This window comes from Chryseobacterium sp. SIMBA_029, from assembly GCF_046535275.1.
GTDB lineage: Bacteria > Bacteroidota > Bacteroidia > Flavobacteriales > Weeksellaceae > Chryseobacterium.
The window spans coordinates 35,164-53,318 of record NZ_JAWRXA010000006.1; the positions used below are offsets into that span (position 1 = coordinate 35,164).

The 18,155-nt window shown below is 38.0% G+C and carries 15 protein-coding genes; 2 read left to right on the forward strand and 13 right to left on the reverse strand.

What is annotated here, in order from left to right; translation table 11 throughout:
• Positions 1-14 precede the first annotated feature (14 nt).
• From SB679_RS11975 to SB679_RS12010, 8 genes are all read right to left on the reverse strand, one after another.
• Positions 15-905: a hypothetical protein gene (locus tag SB679_RS11975; RefSeq protein WP_410702536.1), complete on the reverse strand. Its 891-nt coding sequence runs from the start codon at positions 903-905 to the stop codon at positions 15-17.
• Positions 906-925: 20 nt separating this feature from the next.
• Positions 926-1,720 (reverse strand): thymidylate synthase, encoded by a 795-nt coding sequence (locus SB679_RS11980; protein ID WP_317740755.1) that lies wholly within the window; start codon positions 1,718-1,720, stop codon positions 926-928.
• A gap of 109 nt (positions 1,721-1,829) precedes the next feature.
• Positions 1,830-2,579 (reverse strand): SDR family NAD(P)-dependent oxidoreductase, encoded by a 750-nt coding sequence (locus tag SB679_RS11985; protein WP_410702537.1) that lies wholly within the window; start codon positions 2,577-2,579, stop codon positions 1,830-1,832.
• 244 nt (positions 2,580-2,823) lie between these two features.
• Complete coding sequence (locus tag SB679_RS11990) at positions 2,824-3,264, reverse strand: hypothetical protein (RefSeq protein ID WP_410702539.1); 441 nt, start codon at positions 3,262-3,264, stop codon at positions 2,824-2,826.
• 91 nt (positions 3,265-3,355) lie between these two features.
• Positions 3,356-4,702 (reverse strand): alpha-amylase family glycosyl hydrolase, encoded by a 1,347-nt coding sequence (locus tag SB679_RS11995; RefSeq protein WP_410702541.1) that lies wholly within the window; start codon positions 4,700-4,702, stop codon positions 3,356-3,358.
• A 90-nt stretch (positions 4,703-4,792) separates the two neighbouring features.
• On the reverse strand, positions 4,793-5,386 hold the full coding sequence (locus SB679_RS12000) for an IS1096 element passenger TnpR family protein (protein ID WP_410702543.1): 594 nt from the start codon (positions 5,384-5,386) through the stop codon (positions 4,793-4,795).
• 133 nt (positions 5,387-5,519) lie between these two features.
• Positions 5,520-6,551 carry a sensor histidine kinase gene (locus SB679_RS12005; RefSeq protein WP_410702545.1) on the reverse strand — a complete coding sequence of 344 codons (1,032 nt, stop codon included), beginning with the start codon at positions 6,549-6,551 and terminating at the stop codon, positions 5,520-5,522.
• 47 nt (positions 6,552-6,598) lie between these two features.
• The gene (locus tag SB679_RS12010; protein WP_034710154.1) at positions 6,599-7,279 is read right to left on the reverse strand and encodes a response regulator transcription factor; all 681 of its coding nucleotides are present in this window, start codon (positions 7,277-7,279) and stop codon (positions 6,599-6,601) included.
• 192 nt (positions 7,280-7,471) lie between these two features.
• Between SB679_RS12010 and SB679_RS12015 the strand changes: the two genes are divergently transcribed.
• Positions 7,472-10,258, forward strand: a complete 2,787-nt coding sequence (locus tag SB679_RS12015; RefSeq protein ID WP_410702547.1) for a TonB-dependent receptor domain-containing protein — start codon at positions 7,472-7,474, stop codon at positions 10,256-10,258.
• 39 nt (positions 10,259-10,297) lie between these two features.
• Positions 10,298-11,719: a hypothetical protein gene (locus SB679_RS12020; protein ID WP_410702549.1), complete on the forward strand. Its 1,422-nt coding sequence runs from the start codon at positions 10,298-10,300 to the stop codon at positions 11,717-11,719.
• A gap of 238 nt (positions 11,720-11,957) precedes the next feature.
• Here SB679_RS12020 and SB679_RS12025 read toward each other — a convergent pair whose 3' ends face one another.
• The 5 genes from SB679_RS12025 to SB679_RS12045 form a co-directional block, all read right to left on the reverse strand.
• A complete protein-coding gene (locus SB679_RS12025) occupies positions 11,958-13,196 on the reverse strand; it encodes an amidohydrolase (protein WP_410702551.1) in 1,239 nt (412 codons plus the stop codon).
• Between the two features lie 78 nt (positions 13,197-13,274).
• On the reverse strand, positions 13,275-14,120 hold the full coding sequence (locus tag SB679_RS12030) for an AraC family transcriptional regulator (protein ID WP_410702553.1): 846 nt from the start codon (positions 14,118-14,120) through the stop codon (positions 13,275-13,277).
• A 46-nt stretch (positions 14,121-14,166) separates the two neighbouring features.
• Complete coding sequence (locus tag SB679_RS12035; RefSeq protein WP_410702555.1) at positions 14,167-15,498, reverse strand: amidohydrolase; 1,332 nt, start codon at positions 15,496-15,498, stop codon at positions 14,167-14,169.
• Between the two features lie 246 nt (positions 15,499-15,744).
• Positions 15,745-17,028 carry a glutamate-1-semialdehyde 2,1-aminomutase gene (hemL, locus tag SB679_RS12040; protein WP_410702556.1) on the reverse strand — a complete coding sequence of 428 codons (1,284 nt, stop codon included), beginning with the start codon at positions 17,026-17,028 and terminating at the stop codon, positions 15,745-15,747.
• Positions 17,029-17,096: 68 nt separating this feature from the next.
• A complete protein-coding gene (locus SB679_RS12045) occupies positions 17,097-18,152 on the reverse strand; it encodes a glucosaminidase domain-containing protein (protein ID WP_410702558.1) in 1,056 nt (351 codons plus the stop codon).
• Positions 18,153-18,155 lie beyond the last annotated feature (3 nt).

Genomic DNA, 18,155 nt, shown 5'->3' on the forward strand with positions numbered 1-18,155 from the left:
ATCAATAAAAATCACTAATAATCCTGCCCTGGGAAAATTCCATTATTCTCTAGTTCAATTAAAATTTCATGTTCTTTTACGCAAAGAGCATCTTTTTTAATATAATCAAGAATGACTTTTTTATTAGCCGGATTTCTAAAAGATAATAAATAAGCTAAAGCTTTCTGCTTATTAATGTCTATCAGGGTATCATTGGTAATCATTGAGCTGAATTCTTTCTGAAGAAGATTGGTGTAGTCACCTTTATACCAACGGTTGAGATAATTGATGGCCGGAATCTTGTGATTGGTAAAAGCTAACTTCTCAATCTGTTTGTTGTACTGTTTCGGATATAGTTTGTATCTGAAAACTTCCGTTAAAAGGCTCTCCGAAGGATTCGGACTGAAAATGATCAGACTGTCAAGCTTTTTCAGCCTGGCATCGTGTATGATGTCTTTATCATCTAGAGCATTTATATATTGACTGTATAGAGGTTCAGCAGGGTTTTGATCACCCACAATACAACCATTCTGGGTATGAATCTGGGTTTTTACCTGTAAAAATTGCTGAAATATCTGATTGGTAAGATCAGGGTTTTTTTTCCAAAGCCCAATCGCTGCATACACAGCAACTACTTTATTTTCATTGTTTAAAAGGGAGACCAGCTCATCATCTGAAGCAATCTCTTTTAATTTTTTGAAATTTTCAAAATTCTCGGAAACGGTAACACCTTTGGCTAAAACTGAGGTTTCATAGACATTAATACCGGAAATATCTTTTACAATTTTCGTGATATGCTGAGGAACTGTGACTGTATCAAAAACAGCGTTCTTAGTTACATCGAGATCTTCTATAAGGTTAATGGATTCGGCTTTGCTGTTGTCTTTTTTACATCCGTACATAAAAATAGCAGCGACCGCTATCATGATGACTTTTATACGATTCATCAGATGGCTACAGGAGCTTTAATTCCAGGATGTGGATCGTAATTTTCTAATGTAAAATCTTCAAAACTGAAGCCAAAGATATCCTTTACTTCAGGATTCAGCTTCATGGTTGGAAGTGGCCTAGGATCTCTTGCCAACTGTCTGTTGACCTGTTCAAAATGGTTATTGTAAATATGAACATCCCCAAAACTGTGTACGTAATCTCCTACTTCAAGGTCACAAACCTGTGCAACCATCATTAGGAGCAGCGCATAGCTTGCAATATTAAACGGAACGCCCAGGAAAACATCAGCACTTCTCTGGTACAATTGAAGCGACAGTTTCCCGTCTGCTACATAAAACTGAAACAAAGCATGGCAAGGCGCCAATGCCATATTGGGAATCTCTGCTACATTCCATGCAGAAACAATCAATCGTCTGGAATCAGGATTTTTCTTAATCTGATCAATTACTTCTGAGATCTGATCTACCACTTTTCCGTCTGCACCGTTCCAGCTTCTCCACTGGGCACCGTAAACCGGACCTAAATCTCCGTTTTCGTCTGCCCATTCATTCCAGATGCTTACGCCGTTGTCTGTTAAATACTTAATATTTGTATCTCCTTTCAAAAACCAAAGCAGTTCGTAAATAATAGATTTCAGGTGTACCTTTTTGGTAGTTACCATAGGAAATCCTTTTGACAGGTCATATCTGAGCTGATATCCGAAAACACTTCTGGTTCCGGTTCCGGTTCTGTCGGTTTTATCTGTTCCGTTATCGATGATATGTTGTAAAAGGTCTAGGTAATTCTGCATTTTGAAGGCAATTTTGAGAGCTCAAATTTAGAAAAAACTAACCTAAAAAACTATTAAAAAAGCATCCATTTTCATGAATGCTTTGTATAGTAACCACATAAATTTTATATTAAACGGCGGTATACCCTCCATCAACAAGGTAATAACCACCTGTCATGAATGAAGATTTTTCCGAGCTTAGGAACAGTACCAGTTCTGCCACCTCCTGAGCAGTTCCCAAACGTCCGATCGGATGTTTTGCAATTAAAGATTCCTTTTGATCGCCACTCATATTTTCTAAAAGCGGTGTTTCTATATATCCGGGACCTACAGCATTACAACGAATGTTTTTCTGACCATATTCGGCGCCTATATTTTTGGTTAATCCTACAACGGCATGCTTTGCAGTCGTATATGCTGAAGACATAGGGGCGGCCACTGTTCCGTGGATGGACGCCATATTAACGATAACTCCGCCTCCATTTTTTTCCATCTGCTGCAGTTCGTATTTACAACCGTAAAATACACCATCCAGGTTTACACTTAATACTTTTTTCCAGCTATCCAAGCTGTAATCCCCGGTCAAGGCAGATTCGCCACCGATTCCTGCATTGTTACAGGCAATATCCAGCCTTCCATATATTTCAACTGTTGAATTCACTAAGGCTTCTACTTGTGCCGGATCTGAGGTGTCTGCCTTCACAAAAGAAGCTTCTCCACCTGATGATTTGATCTGTTCCACAGCCTGTGCACCATGTTCTTCATTGATATCTGATACAATCACTTTTGCCCCTTCTTTTGCATAGGTAAGCGCAATGGCCAGCCCGATTCCGGAACCAGCACCTGTCACTACTGCGACTTTGTTTTCTAAAATTCCCATATTGATAAAATTTTATATGATTTTCTTTAAAATAACCAAGTTCAATTTACGACAAAATCAAGGGTCATTTTAAACTTTAACAATAAAGTTTTCTTAATTTTTAACGATTAATACTAAATTATTTAAAAATACCATCATAAAAACAAAATATATTAATTTTACCTACATAACAATTATTATATTCTATTAAATTTTATCAACCATTTAACCACAATACATCAATAAAATATTTTAAGATCATTTATTACCAAATGTTTTCAATTGTTTGAGTGACTGTGTTGATCGTAAATACATCGCCTTTTTTCTTGCCAAACATCGCCTTTATCAATGGGGATTCTGCAGAGACTGTCATTATTTTTTGCTGATCAATACTGATTTCCCCTACGGAAGCAGCCACATAAAATAATCCCCGATCGGTTTTCACCAACGCTCCATTCTGGACTTTAGGAGAAGATTCCGAGGTTATTTTCTGAATTAAAGCCTGTTGGTTTACGGTTTCATTGAGCTGTCTCTGAAGGTTGTTGATTTCCTGCTGAACCATTTCACGGCTGGTTTCATATTTATCACCCATCGAACTTTTTGTTTCGTTGTTAGAAGCACGGGTTTCAGCAATCAGCTTTTCAAAGGTTTGAATTTTGTCAGCGATTTTAGTTCTTATGGTATCGATTATTTTGTCCTTATTCATTTTACTTGGCTACCGTTTTATTGATATGAAATATGAAAAACGGGCTAAAGCCCGTTTTATAATGTATGATCTTTTCTTAAAATCTTATGGTTTATTTTTCAAATACAGCATAGTCTGAAACTTTGAAGTTAAAGTTTTTTTCACTGTCGAAATTTCTTTTTGTTGCATCAAATATATTCCTGAAACTTCCGGACAGATTGTTGTCTTCGATACTGAAATCCACCGGTTCTTTTGACATATTTAAAACGACCAGAACTTCATTTTTACCATTTTTTCTAACATAGGCTAAAATCTTGTCATTTGCCGTCGTATTCAAAAGATAAGTTGATACATTGGGATCTCCGCCACGCAATGCAGGGTTAGACGCTTTTATACTCAATAACGTTTTATAGAAATCGGCATTCTGGTAGGTATTGGTCCATTTGATTACGTCTTTTTCAAAAAACTCTAATCTTTTCATGTTTGGAAGTTCCTGTCCTGAATAGAGCAATGGAATTCCATTCCATGTCGCAGAAAATACGGCCATCGGTTTTGTAATCACTCCATACTTTTCATACTCGGTACCGTTCCATGAATTTTCATCATGATTGCTAGTAAACCAGGCTCTCATTGATGCATCCCCGATATTGGAATATTTTATTAAAAGATCTTTCAGGTCCTGTAAAGGGAGATTTTTATTGTAATAATCATTGGACTTATGCATCCAGGTCCAGGAGTAGCTTGCATCGAAAACTTTTCCGTATTCAGGACTTTCCAGTTCGTCAAATTCTCCTAACCAGAACAAAGGTTTCAGGGTTTCTACTTCCGGACGGGCCTGTTGCCAAAAATCTACTTCTACCCAAGAGGCAAGATCACATCTGAATCCATCGATATCGGTTTCTTTTACCCAGAATTTCATGGCTTCGATCATTGCCTTACGCATGTCCTGGTTTTTATAATCCAGTTCGATAATATCATCCATTCCGGAAGCTATATGAAATTTGCCATCAGGATCTTTCAGATAAAATTCGGGATGTGTTTTTGTCCATATATGATCCCAGCCTGTGTGGTTGGCGACCCAGTCGATAATCACTTTAAAACCTAATCTATGGGCTTCATTCACCATATGTTTGAAGTCATTTAATGTTCCGAATTCAGGATTGATGGAAGTATAATCTGCAGCGGCATACTGACTTCCGAGACTTCCTTTTTTATTTTGCTGGGCAATGGGTGTGATCGGCATAAACCAAAGGGTACGCACGCCCATTGTTTTCAGGCGGGGCATTTCTTTTTCAAATGCTTTAAAGGTTCCCTCTTTTGTATATTGTCTTATATTGACTTCGTAGATATTCGTTGTATGCTTCCATTCTTTCGGCAAATCCATAGTATTTCTTAAATTTTGAGTGGTACAAGAAACAATTCCCAGACCAATTACGGCTAATAAAATTAATTTTCTCATTCGTTTATTTTGGACAAAAATAGGAATTGTTTTTCTAGTGAAAGAATAAAAAAGCCCCGAATGAATATCCGGGGCTGTATGTATTGTTTATTATCTTTCGTCGTTATCATCTTCTTCATCGTCGAAAACATCATCATTATAGTCATCTTCGTCTTCATCATCGAAGCTGTCATCTTCATCTTCAAAGCTGCTGGCGCTGCTGAAGTCATCTTCAAAACCGAAATCATCATCCATCAAAGGCATAGCTGATTTCTTTTTTGATCCTCCTCCATTGCTTTTGCTTGGTGCTTTTAAAGGAACATTTCCAAATCTGTAGACTGTAATAGGATAGTTCACTCCTTTTGTTTCTTCAATAACTTCCACAAGTTCGCAGAAAAATTCCCAAAGGTCAAGAAAACCATATTGGAACTGAGCTTTGTCACCTGCTTTTGCAAAAGCTTCATCTATATAAACATCCGACATAATTTCTCCATCACCATCATCACTCATATCCTCTAACGGAACACTTTTTACAATTGTTCCATCTTCTTCCAATAAATTAAAAGTTGAAAGCTCATCTCCCTGCAAGCTGAATGCACTTTTAATTCCTAAATGTAAGTTCCATAGCGTCTGTTTCCCTTTAACTTCGATATCACGGAAAATATCTTCTTTCGCATCTAATATTACGCGGATTTTGTAAACCATATCAGTCTTTAAATTACTTTTTTGCCTTGATTATTATGATAAATTTCTCCTGCAAATATATAATAAATGACATGTGACAAAAAAATATTTCAGGATTTTTTAAAATATTTTTTTTTCTTACATTTTGCCGGAATTATTTACTTTTCTCCAGCATAAAACTGAACTTTGTACCCTCAAGGTATACACTTTCTACTGTAATGTTTTCGTTATGAGCCTCAAGGATGTGCTTTACAATAGCCAGCCCCAGCCCAGAACCACCTTCTCGTCTGCTTCTGCTGGTCTCTACCCGGTAAAATCTTTCAAAAATTCTCGGCAGGAGTTCTTTTTTTATTCCCATTCCGTTGTCGATCACTTCAATCAGGACCTTATTTTTAAGGACACTGGTTTTTACGACTACTTTTGCTTCCTGCCTGTTGGCATAATGGATTGCATTGGAAACAAGATTGATGAAAACCTGGGATACTTTCTGCTTATCTGCATCTACAAAAATCTGAGGATGCAGCGTCTGGATCTGTAAAGTGGTGTTGTGCTTTTCCGCTTCAAGGTCCAGCAGGTCAAAAATTTCTTTGATGAGAAGGTTGACATCAAATCTTGAAACAGTAAGGTTAATTTCTCCCGCTTCAAGCCTGTTGATCATATCCAGATCGGTAACAATGGCAATTAATCTTTCTACAGAGATGTCTATTCTTTCCAAATATTTATCCCGGATGGTAAGATTATCTACTCCGCCATCCCTTAAAGTCTCTACATATCCCTGAATGGAAAAAAGAGGAGTTTTCAGCTCATGGGAAACGTTGCCGATATATTCTTTACGGTAACTTTCCATTTCCTTCAAAATATCAATCTCCGTAACCTGCTGCTGATTGAGATCGGAAAATCTTTCCCCTAATTCTCTGATGGTAATATTCTCATCATGATTCTGTACGATCTCCTGTGGCAGCATTTGTGAAAGTCCGCGAACCTGCTTTTTCCCATAATAATTGAAAAGCAGCTCTAGCACGACATAATTGATTACAAAAATAACGATAAGACAGATGATAAGTCCTATTTTAAAGAAAGGGGTCCGGTCATAGATATCCTTTAGTGAATCAAATATAAGCACTAGCAGAAACATGACCAATGTCAGAAGACATGAGGCTATAAGGGTAAGTCTGTAAAATTTCAATTTTACAACGTTTTTATGGGTTGATAGGTAAAGTTAGTTTTTTTTAACTATAAAACTATGAGTTTATAGCCTATTCCTTTTAAGGTCTGAATGGTGTTGATTCCCAATTTTTCTCTTAATCTCCTGATGTGTACATCAATGGTTCTTTCTCCCACAATCACATCATTCCCCCAAACTTTTTCTAAAATCTCCTCTCTTTTGAACACTTTTTCGGTGTTGGAAGCTAAAAGATAAAGCAAGTCAAATTCTTTTTTAGGAAGCAAAAACTGCTGTCCGCTTTTAGAAACTCTAAAATTGTCTTTATCGATGACAAGATCTCCGATTTCAATAAGTTTGGCATTATCGGAAACCTGAGAGGTCAACTGCAATAAAGCGTTTACTTTAGAAATAAGAATTTTCGGTTTAATCAGTTTAACGATATAATCGTTGGCTCCGGCCTGAAAACCCGCTAACTGAGAAAATTCTTCACTTCTTGCTGATAGAAAAACGATCAGTGTTTTTTGAAGTTCTTTTACTTTACGAAGTTCCTGACAAGTTTCTATACCATCCTTTTCAGGCATCATCACGTCCAGTAAGATAAGATCGGGGATAATTTCCTTGGCTTTATCAATACCTTCGTTACCGTTTGTGGCTGTATAGATGTCGTAGCCTTCCTTTTCCAAGTTGTAAGACAGAATCTCTAAAATATCCAGTTCATCGTCTATTAAGAGGATTTTCTTTTGGTTCATTTTCAATTTTTACTGAGTCAAAGTTAATAATTTTTAAAGCACAGATTAATAAATCTGTTATCGTTCACATAAAGTTAACAATAATATCGTTTTGTTAATGTTTAGTTAAGGAAAATTTAAATTTAACTAAACCATTTACCCCATTAAACTTGTCTTTCTTTGCGTCGAAAGAATATAGTAAGATAAAGTAAAATGAAAAAACAACTCCACAAGAGCATTATGCTACTTGCCTTATTTTCTGCTGGCTATGCTTTTGCACAAAGTCAGGTTTTGGAAGGTAGGGTACTGGATGAGAAAGACAATAATCCTATAGAAGGTGTAAAAGTAAAAGTGAATGATCAGGAAGTAACTACTGACATTTCCGGATACTACTCTATTAATCTGTCACCTGGAACCAACTATGTTATCACCGTAACGTCCAACGGCTACAACAGGAAAGAGATCAGTGAAGTTACGGTAAAAAGCGACAACACAACTCATCTTGATATTGTTATGGGTAAACCGTCCACAAAAGAAATCGAGGGCGTTGTTATAAAATCCAATGCCAGAAAAGAAACGATAGCTTCTACTATCGGTTTGCAGAAAAATTCCGGGGTCGTATCTCAGGTGATTGGGGTGGAAGCGATTAAGAGAAGTCCTGACAGAAACACTGGAGAAGTACTGAAAAGAGTTTCCGGGGTGAGTTTGTTTGATGGAAAGTATATTGTTGTAAGAGGATTATCTGACCGTTATAACCAGGCGATGCTGAACGGTATTCAGCTTTCAAGTACTGAACCGGACCGAAAGACTTTTTCTTTTGACCTTTTCCCGGCCAACGTTATTGAAACTTTGGTGATCAATAAAACGTTTATCCCTGAGTACAGCGGTGAATGGGCTGGAGGACTTATCCAGGTAAACACTAAAGATATTCCCAACAAAAATTTCTTCAATGTTCAGGTAGGTGTAGGTGGAAACTCCATCACCATGAATCACGAATTTCACATGCAGCAGGGCGGAAAATGGGATTTTCTTGGAATCGATGACGGATACAGAAAGCTTCCGAGCAATATGCCTGCAAAAAACAGTTTCAGTATTTTAAATGAGAATGATAAGACCAACATCGGTAAGGAGTATGTAAAAGGATTGGGATACAACAGTATCGGATATCCTGAAAATGTAAGCTTACAGGTAGACGGAGGTTTCAATACGAAGGTTTTCGGAAAAGATTTAGGTGTTATCGCCGTTCTTAACTACAGCAACACTAAAAAAAGAACTGAATCTAAAAACCGCTTCTTTACCATTAATGACCAGCTTGCTGATACGAATTTTGACTATTTCACTGAAAAATACAGCAACGATGTCATTTTGGGTGGATTGCTGAATCTTACTTTAAAACTTAACAGCGACAACAAAATATCCCTGAAAAACATCATCACCAATAACACGGTGAACCATATGTCTTTCAGAACAGGAAAAGATTTTGAATTTGATCCGATCAACGGAACGAATATCATGGCAAGAGAAATCGGATTTAAAGAAACTACGTTCTATAATTCGACACTTAACGGAACGCATAAACTTAATGTTTTAGGAGGTGTTACTCTGAACTGGTACGGAAGTTTTGGTATCTTGGATCAGTATATTCCATTATTACAGCGTCTTCAGTATAATCAATATCCTGATATCACAGGAAGCCCTTATCTTGCTTTGATCTCTAACGGATTATCCCAAAAATCAGGAAGTGTTTTCTATTCTACCCTGAGCGATTATTTATATAACGCTGGTGGGGATCTATCGAAGACTTTTACTATGTTCGGACAGAAACAAACGGTAAAAGGAGGATATTTATTCCAGGTAAAAGACAGAATTTACAATTCAAGACCTTTCTCTGTAAGACTTGCAGGATACAACCAGGGGTTACTTTCCCAACCTTTTGAAACTATTTTCAATCCTGGAAATTTCGGAACGGAAGGCGGCAAATTTACTTTCGACGAAATTGCAGGAAACCAGTACAGATATATCGCCAATACTATTCTTAACGCAGGTTATTTACAATTGGACAACAATTTTACACCATGGTTCAGAGCGGTATGGGGATTAAGAGTAGAAAACTTTGATCAATTGGTGGGAAGTACGAAAAGAAGTGACGATCGTTTTGTTAACACGCGTGTTACAGACTTTTTACCTGCGCTTAATTTAACTTTTAAGGTAAATAACAGCATGAATATCCGTGTTGCCGGTTCACAAACGGTAGTAAGACCGGAATTCAGAGAGGTTTCTCCACTGGCCTATTACGACTTTGATTTAGGAGCTACAGTGATCGGTAATAAATTCATTCAGAGAACGAAAATTACGAATGCGGATCTTCGTTGGGAATGGTACCCAAGAAACGGGGAAATCCTTTCTGTGGCAGGTTTCTATAAGAATTTCAAAAATCCTATTGAATTATATTTTAATCAATCCGGTGTAGGAACAAGTAATACGTTTAACTACATGAACGTAGATAAAGCTGATGCTTACGGTGCTGAGCTTGAATTCAGAAAAAAACTTGATTTTGTGAGCGTACTTAAAAACTTCACTTTCGGTGGAAATTTCGCCCTGATCAAAAACAAAGTAACGGATGAAGCTACAAAAACTGACCGGCCAATGCAGGGGCAGTCTCCTTATACAATCAACTTAAGCATGCAGTATGATGCTGAAAAAACAGGCTGGACTTCAACTGTACTTTTCAACATGATCGGAAGAAGAATTCTGTATGTAGGAAATGATCAGGTTCCACCAATCTGGGAAGCACCAAGACCTTTGCTTGATTTCCAGGTTGCTAAAAAGATCTGGCAGAACAAGGGAGAAATCAAACTTAATGTTTCAGACATTTTAAACCGCCGTGCAAAGTTCTATCATGATCTGAACGGTAATAAAAAATACGATGGTGCCGATGCACTTGCTATAGAAAGATTAACGGGTACTAACATCAGTTTAACGTTGGGCTATAGTTTTTAATACAATCAATATTTAATAAATAATTTAACTCTTTACAATATGAAAAAATTCGTCTTATATTCTTTTATGCTAGGTACTTTAGTAACTACTACTGCATGTAGAAATATAGAAGAAGATGGTGAGACCATCGTTCAAAATGGTGGCTCAGGAAACGGTGAAACTGAAAACCTTATTCTTTCAGGAAAGATCACTTCCAACCTTACCCTTAAAGCTAACAAAACTTATAAGTTAAGAGGATTAGTGTATGTATCTAACGGAGCTACATTAACGATCGAGCCGGGAACTAAAATTGTAGGTGAAGCCGACAAAAACGGTTCATTAATTATTACCAGAGGAAGTAAAATCATGGCAGAAGGTACTGCCAGCAACCCGATTATCTTCACTTCAGAGAAACCAAGTCCTAAAAGAGGTGACTGGGCAGGTCTTGTAATATTGGGTGCGGCGCCTACCAATGCTTCTTTCAACGGGCAGGCCGGAATCGGAGAAATTGAAGGGGGTATCAACAATACGGAAGGTCTTGGTCTTTATGGCGGAACCAATGCTGCTGACAATAGTGGTATATTAAAATATGTAAGAGTAGAATATGCCGGATATGCATTTCTACCGGACAAAGAAATCAATGGAATTACATTCGGAGGTGTAGGTAACGGAACGACTGTAGATTATGTGGAAGTAGCGTACGCTAATGACGATAGTTTTGAGTGGTTTGGAGGAACGGTAAACTGTTCTCACCTTATCTCTTACAAAGGTCTTGATGATGATTTTGATACAGATAACGGATTCTCAGGAAAAATACAGTTTGGAATTGCGGTAAGAGACTCTCAGGTTGCCGACGTTTCAGGTTCTAATGCATTTGAATCTGATAATGATGCTAACGGTTCTACGCTAACTCCTAAAACATCAGCTACGTTCTCAAACATGACGATCATCGGCCCAATCAACTCTTCAAGTACGGGTACTAATGCAGGATCAATCAACTCTCTGTTTCAGCATGCGTTACAGGTGAGAAGAAATTCATCAATTTCTGTATTCAACTCTGTATTCACAGGATTCCCAATCGGTTTATTTATTGATGCAACGAAAGGAGCACCAACCGATGCCAATATTGTTAATTCAAGCATGGCTTTCCAGAATAATATTTTAGCAGGAAACACCACTCCTTTAAAATTCGGACCTTCTACATCATCTCCAACCAGCTATACGTTGGCAGATCTTACAACCTGGTTCAACACTGGAGCGAATACTACTCTAACGTATTCTGCTGATGCAAAATTAACGAATGCATGGGCTCCGGCAGGAACAACTCCTAACTTCTCCCCTGCAGCAGGATCTCCTTTATTAACAGGTGGTTTGTTTACACACACTAAGTTAACGAGCTGGTTTACTCCAGTAACGTTCAGAGGAGCGGTAAAAGATGCTAATGATACGTGGTATGCAGGCTGGACCAACTTTAATTTATAAGGTTTATCACAAGAAGTAACTAATTTTATTCATAACAATCAAGAAACCGCCCGGGAAATTTTCCGGGCGGTTTCCGTTCAAAAAAACAAGGGATTAAAAAATATAAGTTACGTGAGTTTTACTATGAGGTGAGCCAGAAGCTGGAAGAAGGAGGTTGGAAGCTTATATTGAACCGTTAATCCTACCCTCTCTTCCAGCTTCACACTTCCTGACATTATTCTGGTTAAGGATTCAAATTTCAGTCTTTCCAAAAGAGATTTCCATCATGCATCAAAGCTTTCACTTCAGACATTCTGGACACGGCTTCCGCAGAACAGCTGGCACCTACTAAAACAATCGATGCATCATCGCCTGCCTTGGGCCACTGCTGATTTCCCTGATCATCTAATGGAAGAATGTTCTGCGTGGCAAATTCCAGGGTTCTTGAAAGCTCAAATTCTGTTTCATATCCGTATAACTCTGCAATTAAATGTGCCTTCTGAAGCATATTTCCGGATCCGAAAGTACTCCAGTAATCCTGCACATTATCATTTCCTATGATTACCTCTACCCCATATTTTTTCAATACAGGAATCGGCATGATCATTCCTCTGAACGGTACTGAAGATGCGATTCCCACTTTTCCGGCAGCTAACTTTTCGGCAATCTGTTCTGTTTCTTTTGGAGAAAGATGACCCAACGCAAAAGCATGGCTTATAAAGGTTTTTCCCTGAAGCCGCGGGTTTTCAACAGCTTTATCAATGAGATAATTAATGGTTTTCATCCCGGAATCTCCTGATTCATGGAGATGAATATCAATTCCTTTATCATGGTCCAAAGCGAGTTGTACGGTAAAATCCATTACCTTTTCTATATTTCCGTCAATACTGTAGGGATCCAGGCCACCGATAAAACCAACACTTTCAAATGCCGCTACTTCTTTCATCAAAGGAACTGAATCAGTATAATACAGTCCATGCTGTGGAAAAGCAACAAGTTCAGCGGTAAAAGAATCTTTCTTATTCTCCAGTGCCCTTTCTAAATTTTCGAGTGATTTCAGACCTGAAGTAGGATCAATATTAAAATGCGTTCTTGCAAAGTGGGTTCCATAATGCTGCAGCAGGCTGATCAGCTGTTCTGCACGTTCCACTGACGTTTTTAAAAGTTCGGGAATAATTTCCTGCTCGTAGGTGATCATATCCTTCACTGTTTTTCTTTTCGGGGAAAGAGCCTGCCACGGAAGCCCGTACAACGTTTTATCCAAATGGACATGCATATCTTTGAATGCAGGAAGCATCAAAAAACCTTTCCCATCCACCACATCTGCAGCTGGATCATTGGGATGTACTGCTTTGATTTTTCCATCTTCAATATCAATACAGAATACATCGGTTTTAGTTCTTATGACCTCTCGATCATCATATTCAAAACCCGTTTCAAGACGGACATTTTTCAGTGAATATTTTCTTTTGACGGGTAATTGATAGGGAAACTGCATAGTCTAAGTTTTAACCCTACAAAATTACACTCCCTGTTCCGGAAGAAGAGGTATCAATTATGTCTTGTTTTGTATAGATTATTCTTTGAACTGCGATGGCGTCATTCCGGTCTGCATTTTGAAAAATTTTGAAAAGCTGGCGTGATCGTAAAAACCGAGGTCATACACAATATCTTTTACCGACATTTCAGAGACTTTTAACAGCCGTTTTGCTTCCAGGAGAATCCGATCCTGAATGAGGGATGAAGCCGAAGCATTTAAATTTTTCCGGCAGACAATATTCAGATAATTGGCAGAAATATTCAGTTTTTCTGCATAGAAAGAAACCGAACGTTCTGTTTTAAAATGAATAGAAATTAAATTTAAAAATTTAGTAATAATAGGATTTGAAGTATAATTTTCAAAGTCTTTGAAAGTACCTTCCACGGATTTACTCACTAACAAACCAATTAACTCACTTCGTTTCCGGATCAATTCCCAAAAGGGAGTTTCTGAAGTAACCTCTTTTTGAATTGCTTGAAATTCATACAAAAGAGATTGAAACACTACTTCTGAAACACCAATAACTGGATGGTTCTGATAATACGAAGCAGAAAACCGTAAGGCCGGAAGAAAGCTCTCAAACCATCCCCGGCTGATCATCAGCTGATAGCCTATTGTTTCTTTTTCAATGACCCATTGATGCACCTGATCAGGAAAAACAAGATGGATCTGATGATCGTCCACTTTATGTTCGATAAAGTCAATAGTGTGGATCCCTCTACCCTTTTCGAAAAGATTAATGATGAAAAAATCGTGCTTGTGAGGTTCATCAATAGAACGTTCTCCATGCAGCTCGTTAAATACCAGATGACATCCCAGCGAATGATTTTCACTGAATTCATGAATTCCTAACACTGGAAAATAATCTGGCTGATGGCTCACTCTGTTAATTTACTCTCTAAAATAAGTAAATTTCCCGAGGTTCTATTTAAAAAACTATATTTCCCTGATGAACTAATGATTCCACCTCCGAAATTCTGGAAACGGCCTCCGCAGAACAGCTTGCTTTTAAGAATACAAAATCAGCCTGGTCTCCTGTTTTTGGCCACTGCTGAATTCCTTTATCATCCAGCGGCAGTATATTGGCTGTAGCCAGTTTTAAACTTCTTGACAATAAAAATTCAGTGGAATAGCCATACATCTGGGCCATCAGATTGGCTTTCTGCAGTACACTTCCGCTTCCGAATGTATTCCAGTGGTCTACAATACTGTCATTTCCTGTGAGAACGGTCACCCCATGCTTATATAAAGTCGGAATCGGCATGATCAGGCTCCCAAACGGGATTGTTGATACAATTCCGATCTGTGCACCTCCTAATTTCTCGGCCATTTCTTCCTGTTTTGCCTTGTCTAATTTTCCTAATACAAAGCAATGACTCAAATATGTTTTTCCCTTTAAAGCTGGATTTTCATTGACTTTATCAATTAAATACTCTACGGTTTTCAGGCCAGATTCTCCACTTTCATGCAGGTGAATATCAATACCTTTATGATGATCCAATGCTAACTGAACGGTAAAATCGATTGTTTTTTCGATAGCACCATCGATGGTATAAGGATCTACCCCACCAATGAAATCAATATCCATTTTCGCCGCCTCTTTCAGGTACGGAACCGAATCTGTATAGAACACTCCGTGCTGCGGAAAAGCAACCAGTTCTGCTCCAAAAGTTATCTTTTTATGATCTAAAGCTTTCTGTAGATTTTTTAAGGATTCTAATTTTGAAGTCGGTTCAATATTCACATGGCTTCTTGCAAAAGAGGTTCCTTTTGACTGAAGCAGTTCAATCATTTTCTCCGCCTTCAACGTTGAGTTTTTCAGCATTTCAGGAAGAATTTTCTGTTCCAGGGCAATCATTCCTTTTACTCCGCCTGTTCTTTTTCTTACGGCCTGCCAATGATCTCCATAGAATGTTTTGTCTAAATGAATATGCATATCCTTAAACGCAGGAAGCATCAGCATTCCTTTGGCATCCATCGCTTTTGCGTTAGGAAGATTTGCGGAAACTTTCGTTATTTTTCCGTTTTCGGTCTCGAGATAAAACAAATCAGTCTGGGTTGAAACCACTTCTCCTTCTTCATAAATAAACCCGGTCTCCAAACGGACATTTTTAAAACTCTTTTTCCCATCTGCTGATTGGTTTGGGTCATCAAAAAACGGTGTTGCACTGATGATATCAGGAACTAAAGTAAGTCCTGCCATGGCCCAGGCTGAATTTTTAATAAAAGTTTTACGGGATATATTGTGTGAAGGGTTCATTTCCAATCTGTTTGTTACAAAATTAAAGAGAATAGAAATGAATAGCGTGTATGGTTTATCACAAGATTTGTATGATTTATTGGAGTAAGTACTGATCTGTATTTTTATGAGATTGCTTCGTCGCTTCGCTCCTCGCAATGACAGCCTTTAATTTGTAATAATATTTTCTAATCTTCCGAATTATCAAAAATAAAAAGGGATGAAGTTGTAAAACCTCATCCCTTTTTTATCTGTAATGATTGACTGTTAAGAAAAATCAAATTTTCTAACCGCTTCTAATGTCATATCTATCTCTTTGTCTTTGATGGCATCGCTGATGAAATACGTTTCATAACCACTTGGAGGAAGGTAAATTCCATTGGTAAGCATCTGATGGAAGAAGTTGTTGAACAGCGCATGATTTGCTTCCTGAGCTTCGTCAAAATTTGAAACACTTTTAATATTGAAGAACACCGACATCATCGATCCTTTTCTATTAATTCTGTGGGAAATTCCTTTTTCATTTAAAATTTTTCCAATTTCAAAGTCTAAGGTTTCTGCTGTTTTATTAATTCTGTTATAGAAATTTTCGTCATTTTTAATGATCTGTAAAGTCTTCAACCCTGCTCTCATGGCCAGCGGATTTCCGCTTAATGTTCCAGCCTGATATACTCTTCCTTTTGGAGCCAGTTGATCCATAATTTCATTTCTACCTGCAAAAGCACCCACCGGAAGTCCACCTCCGATTACTTTTCCATAAGTCACCAAATCAGCCTTTACATTGAAAAGTTCCTGAGCCCCTCCGAAAGCCAGTCTGAAACCAGTCATTACCTCATCAAAAATAAGTAAAGCTCCGTTTTCGTCACAGATCCTTCTTAAATGCTGTAAGAAATTATTTTCCGGCAGTACGCAGCCCATGTTTCCGGCAACGGGTTCAACGATAATCGCCGCAATCTGTCCCTGATTATGACGGAAAAGGTCTTCCACCTGTTCAACATCATTGTAACGGGCTAATAGAGTATCTTTTGCTGTTCCTTCCGTTACTCCCGGAGAATTGGGATTTCCGAAAGTGGCAGCACCGCTTCCTGCTTTAATCAAAAATGAATCTGAATGGCCATGATAGCACCCTTCAAATTTAATGATCTTATCTCTTCCCGTAAATCCTCTTGCCAATCGTACTGCACTCATACAAGCTTCCGTTCCTGAAGAAACCATTCTTATCTGATCGATATTCGGAACATTTTCTACAATGAATTTTGCAATCTGCGTCTCCAGTTCTGTAGGGGCACCGAAAGAGAATCCTTTTTCTGCCTGCAGCTGTAAAGCCTCTAAAACTTCAGCGTGTGTATGTCCTAAAATTGCTGGACCCCATGAATTGATATAATCGATATAGGTATTGTCATCTTCATCTGTAAGGTAAGCTCCTTTCGCAGATTTCATAAAAACAGGAACTCCTCCTACTGATTTGAATGCCCGAACCGGTGAGTTTACTCCTCCCGGAATGTATTGGTAAGCTTCATCGAATAAAGCCGAACTTCTTTGATACTTCATATGTTGATTGATGGTTGATGCTGTCTGTTAATGGTTACCTTACCATTGTAACAAATGATCAATAAAAATTAATTTCTAGGTTTTTTATCTATTAAATAAATCAGCTGTCCTGCAGATGGCTGTTGTCCTTCATCCATTCTGTTTTTAGCATATAATTTGTTTAATTTGACTCCAAATTTTTGAGCGATATCATGCATATCTTCTCCTGATGCCACTTTATATGTAGCGGTATTTCCTGCAGAATTTTTTGATTCCAGGAATACGATTTCGTTTTTCTTTAAAACATCACTATCCAGCTCGTTCCACTTCATCAGTCTGCTTTCGCTGACTTTGAATTTATTGGCAATGAACTTCACGGTGGTATCTTCAGGAATCACAATATATTTCAGGCCTTCATTAGGATGGCTTAAAATTAAAATAGAGTTCAGGATTTCTGCTTTTGATTTAATTCTTTCGACTCTTTTCTGCTGCTGGGCAAAAGTGGTTTGCTTGTAAGGTACAGTTACCGTAACCGGTTCTCTTTTAGGCGTTGCTCTGGACGGTTCCAGTCTGGCCATAAAGCTTATGTCATCTTTTAATTCGGGATACATTCTGAGAACGGCATACAGAACTTCTGAAGAGTTGGTATTATCGTATTCGTAGAGTTTGTACCGTTCAATTTTACCAATAAGAATAGAAGCATAACGGGGGTTTGTCGCATACCCTGCTTTTTTAAGGCCATACGCCCATGCTCTGTAATCTTTCATGTCCAGATTGAAAAGATTCGTGTAATATTTTCTTGTTGATAAAAATATCGAATGATCTTCATACGACTGTCTTGGATCATCATACACCCGGAAACACTCATTGGGAGCATCATCGGTATGTTTCATGGTTTTTCCTGTCCAGTCTTCTTTACATTTTATTCCGAAGTGATTTTTTCCTTCCTGAGCCAATCTGCTTTGTCCACCGCCCGTTTCCAGAAGTCCCTGGGCAAGCGTGATGGAAGCAGGAATTTTATACTTTTCCATTTCTTCTACCGCATATTGGGCAAATCTCTGGATGTATTGGTCTTCAGTAGCCCAAGTCTGGGCTGAGAATTTTGATAAAACTAAAAGGCTTACGAGTAAGAAAAGTCTTTTCATGTT